Below are 16,389 nucleotides of genomic sequence, written 5' to 3' on the forward strand. Positions count from 1 at the left end.
AGGATTCCAAATGAATAAGGCCTATTCACTCGTGTGGAACGAAGTGCAGGGGGGGTGGTGCGCGGTCGGGGAAACCGCGCGCCGTCGCGGTAAATCGAGCGGCGGCAAGCGGCTGATCGCCGCAGCCGGGGTGTCGCTGCTGGGGCTGGCGGCGTCGAGTGCGTTTGCGCTGCCGACGGGCGGCGAGATCAAGTCGGGGAACGCGGACATCTCGACGTCGCCGGACGGCAAGACGATGTCGATCAAGCAGCACACGGACAAGCTGATCACGAACTGGCAGGACTTCAGCGTGGGCGGCGGCGAGCGCGTGTCGTTCCAGCAGCCGACGAACCAGTCGATCGCGCTGAACCGCGTGATTGGCGAGAACGGCAGCCAGATCCATGGCCAACTCGACGCGAACGGCCGCGTATTCGTGGTGAACCCGAACGGCGTGATGTTCGGCGCAGGCGCGCAGGTGAACGTGGGCGGCCTGGTGGCGTCGACGCAGAACCTGTCGGACGCGGATTTCCTGGCGGGCCGCTACCGGTTCGCGGGCGAATCGGGTCAGTCGGTGGAGAACGCGGGGACGATCACGGCGGCGGACGGCGGCAGCGTCGCGCTGCTGGGCGCACGGGTGTCGAACACGGGCGTGATCCGTGCGCAAATGGGCCGCGTGGCGCTGGGCGCGGGTAATGCGTTCAACGTGAACTTCGACGGCGATGGCCTGCTGAACCTGCAGGTGGAAGGCGGGGCGGTGGACGCGCAGGCATACAACGGCGGGCTGCTGAAAGCGGACGGCGGCGAGGTGCTGATGACGGCGCGCGCGGCGGGTGACCTGCTGGGCTCGGTGGTGAAGAACAGCGGCACGATCGAGGCGAAGGGCCTGAGCAGCCGTGACGGGAAGATCACGCTGGACGGCGGCCAGGTTCATGTCGGCGGGAAGCTGGACGCGAGTGCGCAGGACGCGTCGACGGCCGGCGGCACGGTGACGACGCGTGGCGAGCGGGTGGTGGTGTCGCGCGACGTGCAGGTGGATACGCGCGCGGCATCGGGCCGCGCGGGCCGCTGGACGATCGAGGCCGCCAACGCGGGCGTCGGTTCCGGGGACAACGCGATCGACGGGGAGACGCTGTCGCGCAACCTGGGCACGACGAACGTGGAGCTGACCAACACGTCGGGCGACCTGACGGTGGGTGACGCGGTGACCTGGACGAGCGACAACGCGCTGACGCTGACGTCGCAAAAGGGCAACGTCGACCTGAAGCAGTCGCTGACGGCAAGCGGCGCGAACGCGGGCGTGACGATGAACGCGGCAAAGGGCATTCGCATCGGCGACAAGGTGACGCTGACGGGCGAAAACGCGCACCTGGAGCTGAATTCGGGCAGCGGGCACACGCTGACGAGCGACGATGCGGTGGTCACGCTGTCGGGGCGCAATGCGTCGTTCTCGGCAAACGGTGAAGCGTATCGCGTGATTCACGATCTCGAGGGGCTGCGCGACGTGGACGGCAACCTGAACGGCCGCTACGTGCTGGGCAACGCCATCGACGGCAAGGGTGCGCAATTCCGCAGCCTCGGCGGCAGCCGCTATGCATTCGGCGGCGTGTTCGACGGCCTGGGCAATACGATCCGCGACCTGACGGTCGTGAACCCCGGCGCGGCGTACGTCGGGCTGTTCGCGAGCAACGTTGGCCGGATCTCCAACCTCACGCTGGAGAAAATCACGGCGCGAGCGTTCGCTGAGTCCAACGGCAGCCCCGTCAGCGTCGGCGCATTGGCAGGCAGCAACATGGGCAAGATCTCGAACGTGAAGGCGAAGGACGTTTTCGTGAGCGGCAACGGCCGAGCGTACGTCGGCGGCCTGGTCGGCAGCAATTATAGCGGTTCGATCGATCGCGCGTTCGTATCGGGCCGGGTCGAAGGCGACAAGGATACGTTGGCGGTTGGCGGTCTGGTCGGCGAAAACCTCACCGTTCTTTACCCGGAGCTCGGCGACGCGATTATCGCCAACAGCCACGCCGACGTACAGGTGATCAGCTACTCGGCGGGCAGCACGGGCGGCCTGGTCGGGATCAACCGGGGCGTCATCCTGGCGTCGTCGGCCAAGGGCAGCGTCAGCGCGCTGGGCTTCGGCGGGCGTGTCGGCGGTCTGGTCGGTTTCAACAAAGGCGGGGACAAGGCCGGACGCGGGGACAAGGCCGGACGCATCATCGGCTCTTCGTCGAGTGCGACCGTGGAGGCCCATGACGCGACGGCGGGCGGCCTCGTCGGCTACAACGCCGGGTCGATCGAAGCTTCCGACGCGACAGGCAGCGTGACCGTGGGCGACAACAGCACGGTGGGCGGCCTGGTCGGCGAGAACCACGGCACGATCGACGCGTCGACGGCCGGCGGAAACGTTGTCGCCGGTAAGTCCGGCGTGGTCGGGGGGCTTGTCGGAGCGAACTACGGGAAGATCCTGGCCTCGATGGCGAACGGCAGCGTGAAGGTTGCCGATGCCGCGACGGTCGACGGATCCGCGGTGGCCGGCCGATCTGCGGTGGTCGGCGGACTCGTCGGGCGCAACGCAGGCACCGTGAGCGGGTCGACCGCGAACGGCAGCGTCGAGGCAGGCGCCGACAGCGTGCTGGGCGGGCTGGTCGGCGAGAACACCGACGCGGGCAAGGTGATTGCGTCGCACGCGAACGGCGACGTGGACGGGCATGGCAACGTGAAGGCCGGCGGCCTGGTCGGCCTCAATGTCGGTCTCGTGAGGTCGTCCGATGCGTCCGGTCGGGTGACGGTCGACGCGTCGAGCATCGCGGGCGGTCTCGTCGGAGAAAACCATGGCACCGTGGTGGAATCCGCGGCGACTGGCGACGTATCGGGCGGCATCGCTGGCGGCCTGGTCGGCCATAACTTCGGCGCGGTGGCGAGTTCCAGCGCGAGCGGGGCCGTTTACGGAGCAAGAATCGCCGGCGGCCTGGTCGGACTCAATCGCGGCGTCGTGTCGTCGTCGGACGCGTCGGGCGACGTCGTCGCGGACGATGACAGCTACGTCGGCGGCCTGGTCGGTCATAACGTCATGTTCGCGTCGATCGACGCGTCCAGCGCATCCGGTTCGGTGAAGGGCGGCGACCGGAGTTCGGTCGGCAGTCTCGTCGGCAAAAACGACGGCAAGATCACGTCGTCGGATGCGTCGGGGCCGGTGTCCGGCGGGCGCGATGCACGGCTGGGCGGCCTGGTAGGCGAAAACTTCGGCAACGTCGATGATTCGAACCCGAGCGGCAGCGTTGACCACACGGCCGGCAACGGCCAGTTCTCCGGCGGACTGGTCGGTGTCAACTTCGGCTCGATGCACGGCAACGGCATGAACGGAAGCGCGCCGGCGCTGCCGTTCGCGGGCCTCAATTTCGGCGACATCCGGAACTGATCGGTCTCGTTCCGGGAGGCGGCGTTCACTGCGGTGGCGCCCGCTTCCCGGGCACGTCGCGCTGTCGCGACTTCGATTCGACGCCGGCCCGGCCTGCGTCGGATCGATGTTTTTCAAGGGTTCTTCACGCTGATCCGTGGAGAACCCTTTCTTTTTGCGGTGTGCCGGGGACTTTCCGGATTCGGCATGCACCCTGCGCGGGTCGGCCACGCCGGCGTCCGCTTGCACGGGCGGCGGCCTGCCGCCGGCAAACTCGCTAGAATGAGGCCTTTCCCGCGCGCCCGCCTTATCTTCGATGACCACCGCCGACTACCGCTTCTGCCCGCGCTGCGCATGCCCGCTGACCGAGCGCGCCGATCCCGAACACGAAGGCGGCCGCGTTCGCCTGGCCTGCCCCGACGTTGCCTGCGGCTACGTGCACTGGAACAACCCGTTGCCCGTCGTCGCCGCGATCGTCGAGCTCGACGGCAAGATCCTGCTCGCGCGCAATGCGGCCTGGCCCGAAGGGATGTTCGCACTGATCACCGGCTTCCTCGAGCACGGCGAGACGCCCGAGGACGGCATCGCGCGCGAGGTGTTCGAGGAGACGGCGCTGAAGGCCGAGCAGGTCACGCTCGTCGGCGTCTACGAATTCATCCGCAAGAACGAGCTGATCATCGCGTACCACGTGCGCGCGTCGGGCACGGTCGCGCTGTCGCCGGAACTGCTCGAATACCGGCTCGTCGATCCGCCGCTGCTGCGTCCGTGGCGCGCCGGCACGGGCTATGCGGTCGCCGACTGGATGCGCGCGCGCGGCCTCGATTTCCAGTTCGTCGACCGGCCGGGGCAGTGACGGGCCGGCCCGCCCGCCGTCGCGCCGCGCCGCACGGCCGCCGCGTTTCCTGTTCACCGTCCTGAGCGCCATCGCCATGTCCGACAAGCCGCAGCCGCGTTCGCGCGACGCCTACCGCCACTTCCTGCCGATCACGACCCGCTGGATGGACAACGACGTCTACGGGCACGTGAACAACGTCGTCTACTACAGCTACTTCGACACGGTCGTGAACGAATACCTGATCCGCGCCGGCGTGCTCGACATCGAGCACGCGCCGACGATCGGGCTCGTCGTCGAGACGCAGTGCAACTACTTCGCGCCGCTCGTATTCCCGCAGGCCGTCGACGCGGGGCTGCGCGTCGCGAGGCTCGGCACGTCGAGCGTGCGCTACGAGATCGGGCTGTTCGCGCAAGGCGACGCTTCGCCCGCCGCGCAGGGCCATTTCGTGCACGTGTACGTCGATCGCGACACGCGCCGGCCCGTGCCGCTGCCCGACGCGCTGCGCGCCGCGCTCGACCCGCTCGCCGCCTGACGACGCGCGGTGCAGGCACTCGCGCTCCAGGCCTTCAACGGACTCAGCTACGGCTTGCTGCTGTTCATGCTGTCGGCCGGCCTCACGCTGATCTTCAGCGTGCAGGGCGTGCTCAATTTCGCGCATGCGAGCTTCTACATGCTCGGCGCGTACGTCGGCTACAGCATCGCCGCCCGCGCGAGCTTCTGGCCCGCGCTCGTGCTCGCGCCGCTCGCGGTCGGGTTGCTGGGCGCGGGCTGCGAGCGCTGGCTGCTGCGCCGCGTGCAGGCGCACGGGCACACGAGCGAGCTGCTGCTGACGTTCGGGCTCGCGTACCTGATCGGCGAGGGCGCGAAGCTCGTCTGGGGCCTCGCGCCGCTGCCCGCGCCGGTGCCGCCGCTGTTCGACGGCGCGCCGGTCACGGTGCTCGGCGTCGCGCTGCCGCGCTACCGGCTGTTCATGATGGCGATGTCGGCGGCGATGCTGGTCGCGCTGGCGGGCCTGCTGCGCGCGTCGCGCATCGGTCTCGTCGTGCGCGCGGCGCTCACGCATCGCGCGGCCGTCGAGGCGCTCGGCCATGACGTGCCGCGCCTGATGACGGGGCTGTTCGGCGCAGGCACCGCGCTCGCGGCGCTGGCCGGCGTGATCGGCGCGCCGCTCGCGGTGATCGAGCCCGCGCTGGCCGAGACGGTCGGCTCGATCGTGTTCGCGGTCGTCGTGATCGGCGGGCTCGGCTCGCTGGGCGGCGCGTTCGCCGCGTCGCTCGCGGTCGGCCTCGCGCAGACCTTCGCGGCCGCGAGCGACACGTCGCTGCGCGAGCTCGCGCAATGGGCCGGCGTCGTGCTGCCGGACGGCGTCGCCGCGGTGTCGGTCGCGCAACTCGCACCGCTCGTGCCGTACCTGCTGCTCGTCGCGGTGCTGGTCGCGCGTCCGCGCGGACTGTTCGGCGAGCGTGCCGATGCGTAGCCGCGCGTTGGCGGGCGTCGTGCGCTGGACGCTGTTCGCCGGCTGCCTCGTGCTGCCCGCGTGGCTGTGGCCGCACGGCTGGATGCTCGGCTATCTCGCGCAGACCGCCGCGCTCGTCGTGCTCGCGCTGTCGTACAACCTGCAGCTCGGCACGACCGGCCTGCTGTCGTTCGGCCATGCGGCGTTCGCGGGGCTCGGCGCGTTCGCGGCCGCGCACTGGTTCAACCGCTTCGGCGGGCCGCTGCCGCTGCTGCCGCTCGTCGGCGGCGCGGCGGGCGCGGCCTTCGGCCTGCTGTTCGGCGTGCTCGCGACGCGCCGCGCGGGCACCGCGTTCGCGATGATCACGCTCGGCCTCGGCGAGTGCGTCGCGGCCGCCGCGTGGAGCGTGCCCGCGTGGTTCGGCGGGGTCGGCGGCGTGCCGATCGATCGCGCGAGCGGCACGCCGTTCGGCGGCTGGCAGTTCGGCGCGCCGGCGCACGCGTATGCGCTGATCGCCGCGTGGTGCATCGGGTCGGCGCTCGCGATGCGCGCGCTGACGCGCACGCCGTTCGCCCGCCTCGCGAACGCGGTGCGCGACAACCCGGCGCGGGTCGCCGCGCTCGGCACCGATCCGCGCCGCGTGCGGCTCGCGATGGTCGCGTGCGCGTCGTTCTTCGCGGGCGTGGCCGGCACGCTGACGCTGATCGACGTCGAGATCGCGACGCCCGACAGCGTCGCGATGTCCCGCTCGGCAACGGTGCTGATCGCCGCGGTGATCGGAGGCGCCGGCTCGTTCTTCGGGCCGGCGGCGGGCGCGGCCGTGCTGACCGGGCTGAGCGTCGCGGTCGCGGGCGTGTCGCGCGCGTGGGCGCTGTATTTCGGGCTGCTGTTCGTCGTCGTCGTGATCGCCGCGCCGCGCGGGCTCGCGGGCGTCGCGGCGGACGTCGCGCGCGCGCTGCGGCCCGGCGCGCGCAAGGGCGAACGCGCGGCGCTGCTGTACGGCGTCGCGGCGAGCCTGTGCGGGGGCGTCGCCGTCGTCTGCGCGGCGGAGCTCGGCTATGCGTGGCGCTTCGCGCCGGACGGCGGCGCGCCGGCCGCGTTCGGCGCGTGGCAGGTCGATGCAAGCGCGCCGCTCGGCTGGGCGGTCGCGCTCGCGGCGGCGGGGCTCGGTGCGCTGCTGTGGCGCCGGCGCGGCCGGATCGCGCGCGAAATGCTCGGCGCGCACGGCGCGCAAGGAGCGCCGCGATGAACGGCACCGCGCTCGCCCTGCACGGCATCACGCAGCGCTTCGGCGCGCAGACGGTGCTCGACGGCGTCGAGCTGGCCGTCGCGGCGGGCGAGCGGCATGCGCTGATCGGGCCGAACGGCGCGGGCAAGTCGACGCTCTTCAACGTGATCGCCGGGGCCGTGCGGCCGACGCGCGGGCGCGTGGTGCTGCACGGCGTCGAATTGCGCGGGCGCGGGCCGGTCGCGGCGAGCCGCCTCGGCATCGGCCGCAGCTTCCAGCAGACGAGCGCGTTTGCCCGCCTGACGGTGTTCGACAACCTGCGCTGCGCGGCGCTGCACGCGCCGGCCGAGCGGCGGCGCTGGTGGAACCGGCTGCGCGAGTCGGCGTCGGTCGACCGGGCCGCCGCGCAGGTGCTGCACGACATCGGCCTCGTCGCATACCGCGACACGCCGGCCGCCGCGCTCGGCTACGCGGAGCAGCGCGCGCTCGATCTCGGCATCGCGCTGGCGAGCGGCGCGCGCACGCTGCTGCTCGACGAGCCGACGGCCGGCATGAACCGCGCGCAGGCGGCGCGGATGATCGAGTTGATCCGCGCGACCACGCAAGGCCGCACGGTGCTGATGATCGAACACGACATGGACACGGTGTTCGGCTTCGCGGAACGGATCACGGTGCTGGTGCGCGGCGCGGTGGTCGCGACGGGCGCGCCCGATGCGATCCGCGCCGACGCCGCCGTGCGTGCCGCGTATCTCGGCGAGGGGTTCGCATGAGCGCGCTGCTCGACATCCGCGGCTTGCGCGCGTGGTACGGGATGCAGCCCGTGCTCGACGGCGTCGATCTCGCGCTCGCGCCGGGCGAGACGCTCGCGCTGCTCGGGCGCAACGGCTCGGGGCGCTCGACGCTCGCGAAGGCGGTGATGGGGCTCGTGCGGAGCGCCGGGTCGGTGCGGATCGCGGGCGTTGAATGCGCGGGCGCGCGGACTTTCGAGATCGCGCGGCGCGGCGTCGCGTATGTCGCCGAGCAGCGCGACGTGTTTGCGCTGCTGAGCGTGCGCGACAACCTGCGCGTCGGGCTGCGCGGCAGCGGCGGCGCGGCCGCTCGCGCGGCGCTCGACGCGCTGTTCGAGCGCTTTCCGCTGCTGGCCGCGCGCGCGGACGTGAAGGCCGGGCGGCTGTCGGGCGGCGAGCAGCAGGTGCTCGCGCTCGCACGCGCGCTCGCCGGCGAGCCGCGCGTGCTGATCGTCGACGAGCCCGCGGAAGGGCTCGCGCCGCTCGCGGTCGACGAGGTCGGCGCGTGTCTTGCGGGACTGCAGGCGGACGGCGTCGCGATCGTGCTGATCGAGCAGCGGCTGCAGCTCGCGCCGCGCTTGACGCGGCGCGCGGCGGTGATGGGGCGGGGGACGATCGTCTACGACGGGACGCTCGACGGCCTGCACGGCGCGGTCGCGGATGCGTGGCTGAGCGCCGGGTGACGGCTACGGCCGCCGCCGCGTCGAAACCAGGGACGGGTTGCGCGCCGCGATTGTTCGGCTGCGCCCGCCAGTCAATTCGTCTCGTGCTGCTTTATCGGCGCCGCCAGAGCGCCTAGATTTCCTCAATCGCCGGCCGCGCGCTTCGCGACGATGGCCGGTCCGATCCTGGTGTGACTCTGGACTGAGGAAAGCAATCATGAGCAAGCTTGCAGGCAAGGTAGCGATCGTAACGGGCGGTTCCAAGGGTATCGGCGCAGGGATTGCGAAGGCGCTGGCCGCCGAAGGCGCGTCGGTTGTCGTCAACTATGCGAGCAGCAAGGCGGGCGCGGATGCGGTGGTCAGCGCGATCACCGCCGCCGACGGCCGCGCGGTCGCGGTCGGCGGCGACGTGTCGAAGGCGGCCGACGTGCAGCGCATCGTCGACACGGCCATCGACACGTACGGCCGCCTCGACATTCTCGTCAATAATTCCGGCGTCTACGAATTCGCGACGATCGAGGAAATCACGGAAGACCATTACCGCAGACAGTTCGATACGAACGTGCTCGGCGTGCTGCTCACGACGCAGGCGGCCGTGAAGCACCTCGGCGAGGGCGCGAGCATCATCAACATCAGCTCGGTGGTGACGAGCATCACGCCGCCGGCAACCGCCGTCTACAGCGGCACGAAAGGCGCGGTCGATGCGATCACCGGCGTGCTCGCACGCGAACTCGGCCCGAGGAAGATTCGTGTCAACGCGATCAACCCGGGCGTGGTGGTGACCGAGGGCACGCACAGCGCGGGGGTCATCGGTTCCGACTTCGAAACGGGGGCGCTCAGCCAGACGCCGCTGGGCCGGCTCGGACAGCCGGACGACATCGCCGCGATCGCGGTGTTCCTCGCGTCGGACGATGCGCGCTGGATGACGGGCGAGCGCATCGTCGCGAGCGGCGGCATGCGCTGATCTTCCGAACCGATGCGGCCGGCCGGTGCGTTGTACCCGCTCCTGCCCGTGACCGGGCGCGCCGCCACCGGACTCGCAGTCGCTCGGCCGCCGCGCATCGGCTTCCATGCGGGGGCGTTCCGCCCATGTTTCAGCAACGAAACGTTTTTGGCCCGCCGCATGCGTTGCCGTAGCCGCCGTTCCCGACGCACCGCCACGCGGCGGGCGGCGGGCATGCCCAAATGCGTGCACGACGTTTCGTCGCTGAAGCATATTCCGCCATCTCGCCGTATCCGGCCGGGGCGCTTCGGCGCGAACTCGCGCCCGACCGACCTCGTGGGCGATGGTGTGCAACTTGCGTGCTTCGCGTTACTGAGTGCTGCGCCGCGCAGCCGATGCAATCATCGGGTCGGCAGCCGTCGCGGCGCTCGGCGGAGTCCCTCGGTCAACCGGGAGGACGCGCGAGGGCGGCGCGTATTGGCCTGACGAAACCACGGATCGACCATTCGGATTGCAGACGATGTGTCGCTCCGGAATGAAACAGCTCGCGAGCCGGAGAAGAAGTGCGGCACCTGATCACCCCGTATTCACCGGATACCAGGCAGGCGTGACCTTGCCCTGGCGCCCGATGCCGATCCTGACGCCGAGGAGGCGGCTCGGCACGGTTCGGCAAACGGCTCCTCGGGGCAAGTCGAACACAAACATTGCACGCGTTCTCGAAGGACGGAACAACGGACATCCTGAGCAAGATGCCTTGATCGAGGGAAACGAATCCAAGGGGTCATTTCTCGGATAGAAGGAGGTGTGCCATGTTGTTGAAGCGCAATATTCCGGTGTTGGCGGCGGCGCTCGGATTCGCCGTCGCGGCGGTCGCCGATTCACCCCATTTCGTCAAGGGGCCGACCGCGACGCTGGATACCACGACCGGCGACTACACGGTGGCGTTCAAGGAGGCCGGGCTCGGCAGCTCTCCCGTCACGTACACGCTGCTCGCAGGCACCGAGCAGTTCACGTTCCGGTGTTTCACGAAGTCGCACAACACGCCGCAAGGCGCGCCGAACAGCGTGAGCTTCTCGAATACGTCGACCCAAACGACATTGACCCCGCGCAACGGGCAGGTCACCGGCAGCATCAGCCTGGTGCCGCAGCTCGGTGGCGCGTCGTGCCAGGGCGGCGGGCTGGAGCTTTGCCTCGTCGCGGCCAGCTACGCTCACGTCACGATCAACGACGGTCTCGGGAATACGGTCAATCTGCCCGATTTGTCGGGCGATTTCTCGAGCAATCCGATCTGCAAGTTCAACTGAGCGTTGCCGCCCCGATCGGGTGCGTTAGCCTGCAGCCCGCGTCATGCGGCGCGGGGTGCAGGGATGGATTCGAGCGGGCACGCGCCCGCTCGCACGCGCCGGCGGTCCAAAGCTGCGCCGGCGTGCTGCCCGTGAAGCCATCCCGCTACTTCCGCTCGAGCATCCACTCGTGCGCGGGATCATTCTTGAAGTGCCACACGCGCGTCGGCCCGGCCATCACGTTCAGGTAATACGACTCGTAGCCGTAGGGCACGACGACCGGGTGATAGCCGCGCGGCACCAGCACGACGTCGTGATCGCACGCGGCCATCGATTCGTCGAGGTCGCGCTCGTCCGTATACACGCGCTGGAACACGAAGCCCTGCGGCGGATGCACGCGATGGTAGTAGGTCTCCTCGAGCGAGCTCTCGAACGGCACGTCGTCGGTATCGTGCTTGTGCGGCGGATAGCTCGACGAATGCCCGGACGGCGTGCGCACCTCGACGACGAGCAGCGCTTCGGCCGGCTCCGTCTGCGGAAGGATGTCGCAGACGTAGCGCGTATTCGCGCCCGCGCCGCGCACCGAGCGCTTCATCTGCGACGGCTCGATCGCGCGCGCCGGATATTTCCCGGTCGCGGGCGCGGTCGCGACGCCGAGCTCGGCCGCGCGCGACGCCGCGACCGTGACGCGCACGCCCGGCGGCAGATACAGCGCATACGGCGCGACGTCGTCGAACACGCTGTCGCGCGAGCCGAGATCGGTCCAGCGCGTGCCGTCTTCCGCGGTGATGTCGACGCTGCCGGTCAGCACGACGATGCAGGTCTCGCGCGCGGCTTCATGCAGTTCGACCGTCTCGCCGGCCGCGAGCCGATACGCGGCAAACCCGACGTGCCGCCAGTGCGCGGATTCCGGCGTGACGCGCGCGATCGTCGGTCCGTCCGGTGCGCCTTTGACCAGCAGGCTCATGCGGCCTCCTTATGCGAATCGAGCGGCGCGTCGACGAGCGCGCGCAGCGTGCGGTAGCCCTTTTGCGCGTACGCATAGCTCGGCGCGACGACCGGGTCCTGTTCCGCCTCGACGACGAGCCAGCCGCGATAGCCGTGCCGCTTCAGCATGTCGATCAGCGTCGCGAAGTCGATCGCGCCGTCGCCCGGCACCGTGAACGCGCCGTTGATCACCGCGTCGAGAAAGCTCCAGTTGCGGTTGCGCGCGAGCCGGATCACGGCCGGCCGTACGTCCTTGCAGTGCACGTGGCACACGCGCGCGATGTGGCGCTTCAGCACCTCGGCCGGATCGCCGCCCGCGAACGTGATGTGGCCCGCGTCGAACAGCAGGCCGACCGCGTCGCTCGTCGCGGCCATCAGCCGGTCGACGTCGGCGGGCGTTTCGACATACGCGCCCATGTGATGGTGATACGCGACGCGCACGCCGCGGCTCAGCGTGTAGCGCGCGAACGCGTCGAGCCGCTCGGCGTAGCGGTCCCATTGCGCGTCGGTCGTGATGCGCGGCCGCTGATACAGCGGCACGGGCGAGCCCTGGATCGTGTCGGCGACTTCGCCGTAGACCATCACGGTCGCGCCGTTCTGTGCGAGCAGGTCGAGATGCGGGCCGACCGCGGCGATTTCCTCGTCGACGCTGCGCTGCGCGAGCCGGCCCGAATACCAGCCGGACACGAGCGACAGGCCGTATTCGCCGAGCAGCGCCTTCAGCGCCTGCGGCTCGCGCGGGAACTTGTTGCCGAGCTCGAAGCCTTCGTAGCCGATCTCGCGGCCTTCGGTCAGCGCGACGGCGAGCGGCGTCTCGCCGCCGAGCGACGGCAGGTCGTCGTTCATCCACGACAGCGGATTGATGCCGATGCGGAATTCGAATGGATTCATGCTGGAGATCCTGAACGGGAGAGGGCGCCCGCGCGGGCGGCGACCTGCTTGTCATACGCGCTGCGCGCGTCGCGCACCGTTTCGCGCGACGACACTTCGGGCACCGCGACTTCCCACCACCAGCCGCCTTCGGCCGTGGTGCGCGCGGGGTCGGTGTCGATGCAGATTACATAGGTGCGGTCCGCGGCGCGCGCGCGCCGCAGCGCGGCGTCGAGCGCCGCGACGTCGGCGACGTGCTCCGCGTGCGCGCCGAGCGCACGCGCATGCGCGGCGAAGTCGATCGCCGGCGCGCCGAGCGGGCCTTGCAGGCAATCGTCGAGCAGGTTGTTGAACGGCGCGCCGCCGCACGCTTGCTGCAGCCGGTTGATGCAGCCGTAGCCGCGGTTGTCGAGCACGACGACGATCAGCTTCGCGCCGAGCATCACCGACGTCGCGATCTCGCTGTTCATCATCAGGTAGCTGCCGTCGCCGACCATCACGATCACGTCGCGCTCGGGCCGCGCGAGCTTCGCGCCGAGGCCGCCGGCGATCTCGTAGCCCATGCACGAGTACCCGTATTCGACGTGGTACGCGCCCGGCCGCCCCGCGCGCCACAGCTTGTGCAGCTCGGCGGGCAGCGTGCCGGCCGCGCACACGACGATGTCGGCGTCCGGCGACGCGCGATGCGAGCGCTGCACCGCGCCGATCACGTCGGCGTCGTACGGCAGCGCGCCCGCGCGCGGCGGCGCGTGCGTGATGCGCGACACCGCATCGCGCCACCCTGCGGCGAGTTCGTGTGCGCGCGCGGTCCACGCGCGCTCGGCGGACCAGTCGTCGAGCAGCGCATCGAGCGCGTCGAGCGCCGCGCACGCGTCGGCTTCGACTGCGCACGCGTGATGCTTGAGCGCGTCGAACGCGTTCGCGTTGATGCCGATCACCGTTGCGTCCTTCGCGAACAGCGTATTCGAGCCGGTCGTGAAATCCTGCAGCCGCGTGCCGATCGCGAGCACGCAGTCGGCGTCGGCCGCGAGCGCGTTCGCGGCGGGCGAGCCCGTCACGCCGAGCGCACCCGTGTTGAGCGGATGATCCCAGCGCAGCGCGCCCTTGCCGGCCTGCGTCTCGCCGACCGGGACGCCGCGCTGTTTCGCGAACGCGGCGAGCGCGTGCGTGGCGCCTTCGCTGTACAGCACGCCGCCGCCCGCGACGATGAACGGCCGGCGTGCGGCGCGCAGCGCGGCGAGCGCGGCTTCGAGTTCGGCGGGCACGGGCGCGGGCGCATGGAACGACACGGTGCGCGGCGCGAAGAACGCGGCCGGATAGTCGTAGGCCATTGCCTGCACGTCCTGCGGCAGCGCGAGCGTGACGGGGCCGCACTGCGCGGCGTCGGTCAGCACGCGCAGCGCGCGCGGCAGCGCGGTCAGGAGCTGCGCGGGATGGACGATGCGGTCGAAGTAGCGCGACACGGGCCTGAGCGTGTCGTTCGCCGACACGCCGCCGTCGTGGCCGTCCTCGACCTGCTGCAGCACCGGGTCCGGCGCGCGCGACACGAACACGTCGCCGGGCAGCAGCAAGAGCGGCAGGCGGTTCACGTGCGCGAGCGCGGCGGCCGTCACGAGGTTGGTCGCGCCGGGGCCGATCGACGTCGTCACGGCCATCATCCGGCGGCGGAAGTGCGCCTTCGCATAGGCGATCGCGCTGTGCGCCATCGCCTGCTCGTTGTGCGCGCGATAGGTCGGCAGCACGTCGCGGTGCTGGTACAGCGCGTCGCCGAGCGCGGCGACGTTGCCGTGGCCGAAGATCGCGAACACGCCGCCGAACAGCGGCTCGGTGGCGCCGCTGCGGTCGCCCGTCTCGACCCGCTGCGCGGCGAGGTAGCGCACGAGCGCCTGCGCGGCGGTCAGGCGGATCGTTCCGTTGGAGGATGCGTTCACGATAGGCTCCTGAAGGGAGACGCCGGAGGGCGCGGGATGATGCATCGGGCCTCCTTACGCGACGCGGCGCGCGGCCGGCATGCCGTGACGCGCGGCGCGCCACGCGCCGATCAGCGTCTCGAACGTCGCGCGCACGCGGGCGACCAGCGCCGCGTCGTCGATCTCGCCGGCGAGCCACGCGCGGCTCGGCTCGTGGAAGATCGTGCGGCCGACCGTGAAGCCGCGGCAGCTCGCCGACGCCGCGGCGGCCGGAAAGCCGCGCGTCAATTCGTCGACGCTCGCCGACAGCCCGAGCAGCACGACGCCGCGGCAATGCGGGTCGCGCTCGGCGATCAGCGCGTCGATCGCGCGCCATTGCGCGGCGTCGAGCGGCGCGAGCTTCCACCATTCGGGGTAGATGCCGAGGTTGTACAGGCGCTTCAACGCGCGATACACGACGTCGGGCCCTTGCGGCAGGTCCGCGCGGCGGGGCGGGATCACTTCGAGCAGCAGTTCGTGGCCGCTCGCCTGCACCGCGTCGTACAGCGTGCGCAGCTGCGTTTCCTGCTCGATGCGCTGCTCGACCGGCTCGTCCGGATGGAACTGCACGAGGCATTTCGCGACGTGCTCGTGCGGCCAGCTCGCGAGCGTCGTGCCGACCGAACGGCCGTGGTCGAATTCGAGCGGCACCGAGCCGGGCAGCTCGACCGGCCGGCCGATCCACCAGCCGCGCCCGGTGGCGGCGTTCAGCGCGTCCTGGCCGTAGCGGTCGTCGATCAGCACGCCGATCCGGCCCGCGAGGCCGAGCTGCGCCTCGGTCTGCGCGACCGCGTCGACGAACAGGCGCTTGAGCGCATCGATCCGTGCGAGCGGCGCGCCGGTCTGCTGCGCGAGCTCGAAGAACTGATTGCGATGATCGAACGCGAAGCCGAGCACCTCGTCGCGCGGCACGCGCGGCGGGCTCACGCGATGCAGGCGCGCGAGCGTGCGGTCGAGATCGGGGCGGCGCATCTTCGCGGGGTCGCGCTGCGCTTCTTCCAGGAAGTAGCGCAACTCGGCCGGCGTCGGCATCGCCGGCGAGCAGCCGTGGCGCGACACGACGAGCGCGCCGCACGCGTTCGCGGTGCGCGCCGCTTCGTCGAGCGGGCGGCCGCGCAGCCATTGCGACAGGAAGCCGGACGCGAACGCGTCGCCCGCGCCGAGCACGTTCATCACGTCGACCTCGACGCCGCCGACGATCGCCAGCGCGTCGAGCGACGCCGGCACCTGGCCTTCGACGATCGAGCAGCCGAGCGGCCCGCGCTTGACGACGAGCGTCGCGCTCGTGACCGCGCGCACCATCGCGAGCGCGTCGAGCAGCGTGTCCTTGCCGCCGGCGATGCGAAATTCCTCCTCGGTGCCGATGATCAGGTCGAACAGCGGCAGGATGCGCTGCAGGTGCGCGGTCACGCCTTCGTTCGCGATGAAGCGGGTCTCGCCGTCGGCCTTGCCGGTCAGCCCCCACAGCACGGGCCGGTAGTCGATGTCGAGCACCGTGCGCACCTGGTTGCGGCGCGCATGGTCGAGCGCGCGGCGGCTCGCGCGGTTCACCTGCCCGGTCGAGAAGTGGGTGCCGGTGATCAGCAGCGCCTTCGCGGACGCGATGAACGCCTCGTCGAAGTCGCCTTCGTCGAGCGCCATGTCCGCGCAGTTCTCGCGATGGAAGATCAGCGGGAACGTGTCGCGATCCTTCAGACCGAGCAGCACCAGCGCGGTCAGCCGGTCGGGGTCGACGCGCAGGTGGCTCGTGTCGCAGCCTTCGCGCTCGAGCGTCTCGATCAGGAAGCGCCCCATGTGGTCGTGGCCGACGCGCGACAGCATCGACGCTTTCAGGCCGAGCCGCGCGCAGCCGAACGCGATGTTGCCCGACGAGCCGCCGAGGTACTTCGCGAAGCTCGTCACGTCCTCGAGCCGCGCGCCGATCTGCTGCGCATAGAGGTCGACCGCGACGCGCCCGATGCAGATCACGTCGAGCGGCCGGTTCTGCGCAAAGGTGTGGGATGAGAGTGCCATGGAAA

At 70.8% G+C, this 16,389-nt stretch carries 13 protein-coding genes; 9 read left to right on the forward strand and 4 right to left on the reverse strand.

Going from position 1 to position 16,389, the window contains the following annotated elements:
* Positions 1-10 precede the first annotated feature (10 nt).
* From HWX31_RS07050 to HWX31_RS07090, 9 genes are all read left to right on the forward strand, one after another.
* The gene (locus HWX31_RS07050; protein ID WP_174965914.1) at positions 11-3,391 is read left to right on the forward strand and encodes a two-partner secretion domain-containing protein; all 3,381 of its coding nucleotides are present in this window, start codon (positions 11-13) and stop codon (positions 3,389-3,391) included.
* Positions 3,392-3,686: 295 nt separating this feature from the next.
* Positions 3,687-4,223: an NUDIX domain-containing protein gene (locus tag HWX31_RS07055; protein ID WP_059614223.1), complete on the forward strand. Its 537-nt coding sequence runs from the start codon at positions 3,687-3,689 to the stop codon at positions 4,221-4,223.
* Between the two features lie 76 nt (positions 4,224-4,299).
* Positions 4,300-4,737 carry an acyl-CoA thioesterase gene (locus tag HWX31_RS07060; protein ID WP_059614221.1) on the forward strand — a complete coding sequence of 146 codons (438 nt, stop codon included), beginning with the start codon at positions 4,300-4,302 and terminating at the stop codon, positions 4,735-4,737.
* Positions 4,738-4,746: 9 nt separating this feature from the next.
* Entirely contained in the window at positions 4,747-5,682 is a 936-nt protein-coding gene (locus HWX31_RS07065) for a branched-chain amino acid ABC transporter permease (RefSeq protein ID WP_174965913.1), read from the forward strand.
* Positions 5,675-6,910 (forward strand): branched-chain amino acid ABC transporter permease, encoded by a 1,236-nt coding sequence (locus HWX31_RS07070; RefSeq protein ID WP_175933886.1) that lies wholly within the window; start codon positions 5,675-5,677, stop codon positions 6,908-6,910. The genes HWX31_RS07065 and HWX31_RS07070 overlap by 8 nt, the downstream gene beginning before the upstream one ends.
* Entirely contained in the window at positions 6,907-7,659 is a 753-nt protein-coding gene (locus HWX31_RS07075; protein ID WP_174963739.1) for an ABC transporter ATP-binding protein, read from the forward strand. The genes HWX31_RS07070 and HWX31_RS07075 overlap by 4 nt, the downstream gene beginning before the upstream one ends.
* Complete coding sequence (locus HWX31_RS07080; protein ID WP_174963738.1) at positions 7,656-8,360, forward strand: ABC transporter ATP-binding protein; 705 nt, start codon at positions 7,656-7,658, stop codon at positions 8,358-8,360. The genes HWX31_RS07075 and HWX31_RS07080 overlap by 4 nt, the downstream gene beginning before the upstream one ends.
* A 196-nt stretch (positions 8,361-8,556) precedes the next feature.
* Entirely contained in the window at positions 8,557-9,303 is a 747-nt protein-coding gene (locus HWX31_RS07085; protein ID WP_059655903.1) for a glucose 1-dehydrogenase, read from the forward strand.
* Between the two features lie 788 nt (positions 9,304-10,091).
* The gene (locus tag HWX31_RS07090; protein WP_174963737.1) at positions 10,092-10,586 is read left to right on the forward strand and encodes a hypothetical protein; all 495 of its coding nucleotides are present in this window, start codon (positions 10,092-10,094) and stop codon (positions 10,584-10,586) included.
* Positions 10,587-10,731: 145 nt separating this feature from the next.
* On the opposite strand, the gene iolB is transcribed toward HWX31_RS07090, so the two are convergent.
* Genes iolB through HWX31_RS07110 form a run of 4 tightly spaced genes read right to left on the reverse strand, consistent with a single transcriptional unit; the run spans position 10,732 to position 16,384 of the window.
* Complete coding sequence (gene iolB, locus HWX31_RS07095) at positions 10,732-11,532, reverse strand: 5-deoxy-glucuronate isomerase (RefSeq protein ID WP_174963736.1); 801 nt, start codon at positions 11,530-11,532, stop codon at positions 10,732-10,734.
* On the reverse strand, positions 11,529-12,443 hold the full coding sequence (gene iolE / locus HWX31_RS07100) for a myo-inosose-2 dehydratase (RefSeq protein WP_174963735.1): 915 nt from the start codon (positions 12,441-12,443) through the stop codon (positions 11,529-11,531). Before iolE ends, iolB begins: the two co-directional genes overlap by 4 nt.
* Positions 12,440-14,398 carry a 3D-(3,5/4)-trihydroxycyclohexane-1,2-dione acylhydrolase (decyclizing) gene (iolD, locus tag HWX31_RS07105; protein ID WP_174963734.1) on the reverse strand — a complete coding sequence of 653 codons (1,959 nt, stop codon included), beginning with the start codon at positions 14,396-14,398 and terminating at the stop codon, positions 12,440-12,442. The genes iolE and iolD overlap by 4 nt, the downstream gene beginning before the upstream one ends.
* Before the next feature lie 9 nt (positions 14,399-14,407).
* Entirely contained in the window at positions 14,408-16,384 is a 1,977-nt protein-coding gene (locus HWX31_RS07110; protein ID WP_174963733.1) for a bifunctional 5-dehydro-2-deoxygluconokinase/5-dehydro-2-deoxyphosphogluconate aldolase, read from the reverse strand.
* Positions 16,385-16,389 lie beyond the last annotated feature (5 nt).

It is taken from the genome of Burkholderia ubonensis, from assembly GCF_902833085.1.
Classification (GTDB): domain Bacteria; phylum Pseudomonadota; class Gammaproteobacteria; order Burkholderiales; family Burkholderiaceae; genus Burkholderia; species Burkholderia ubonensis.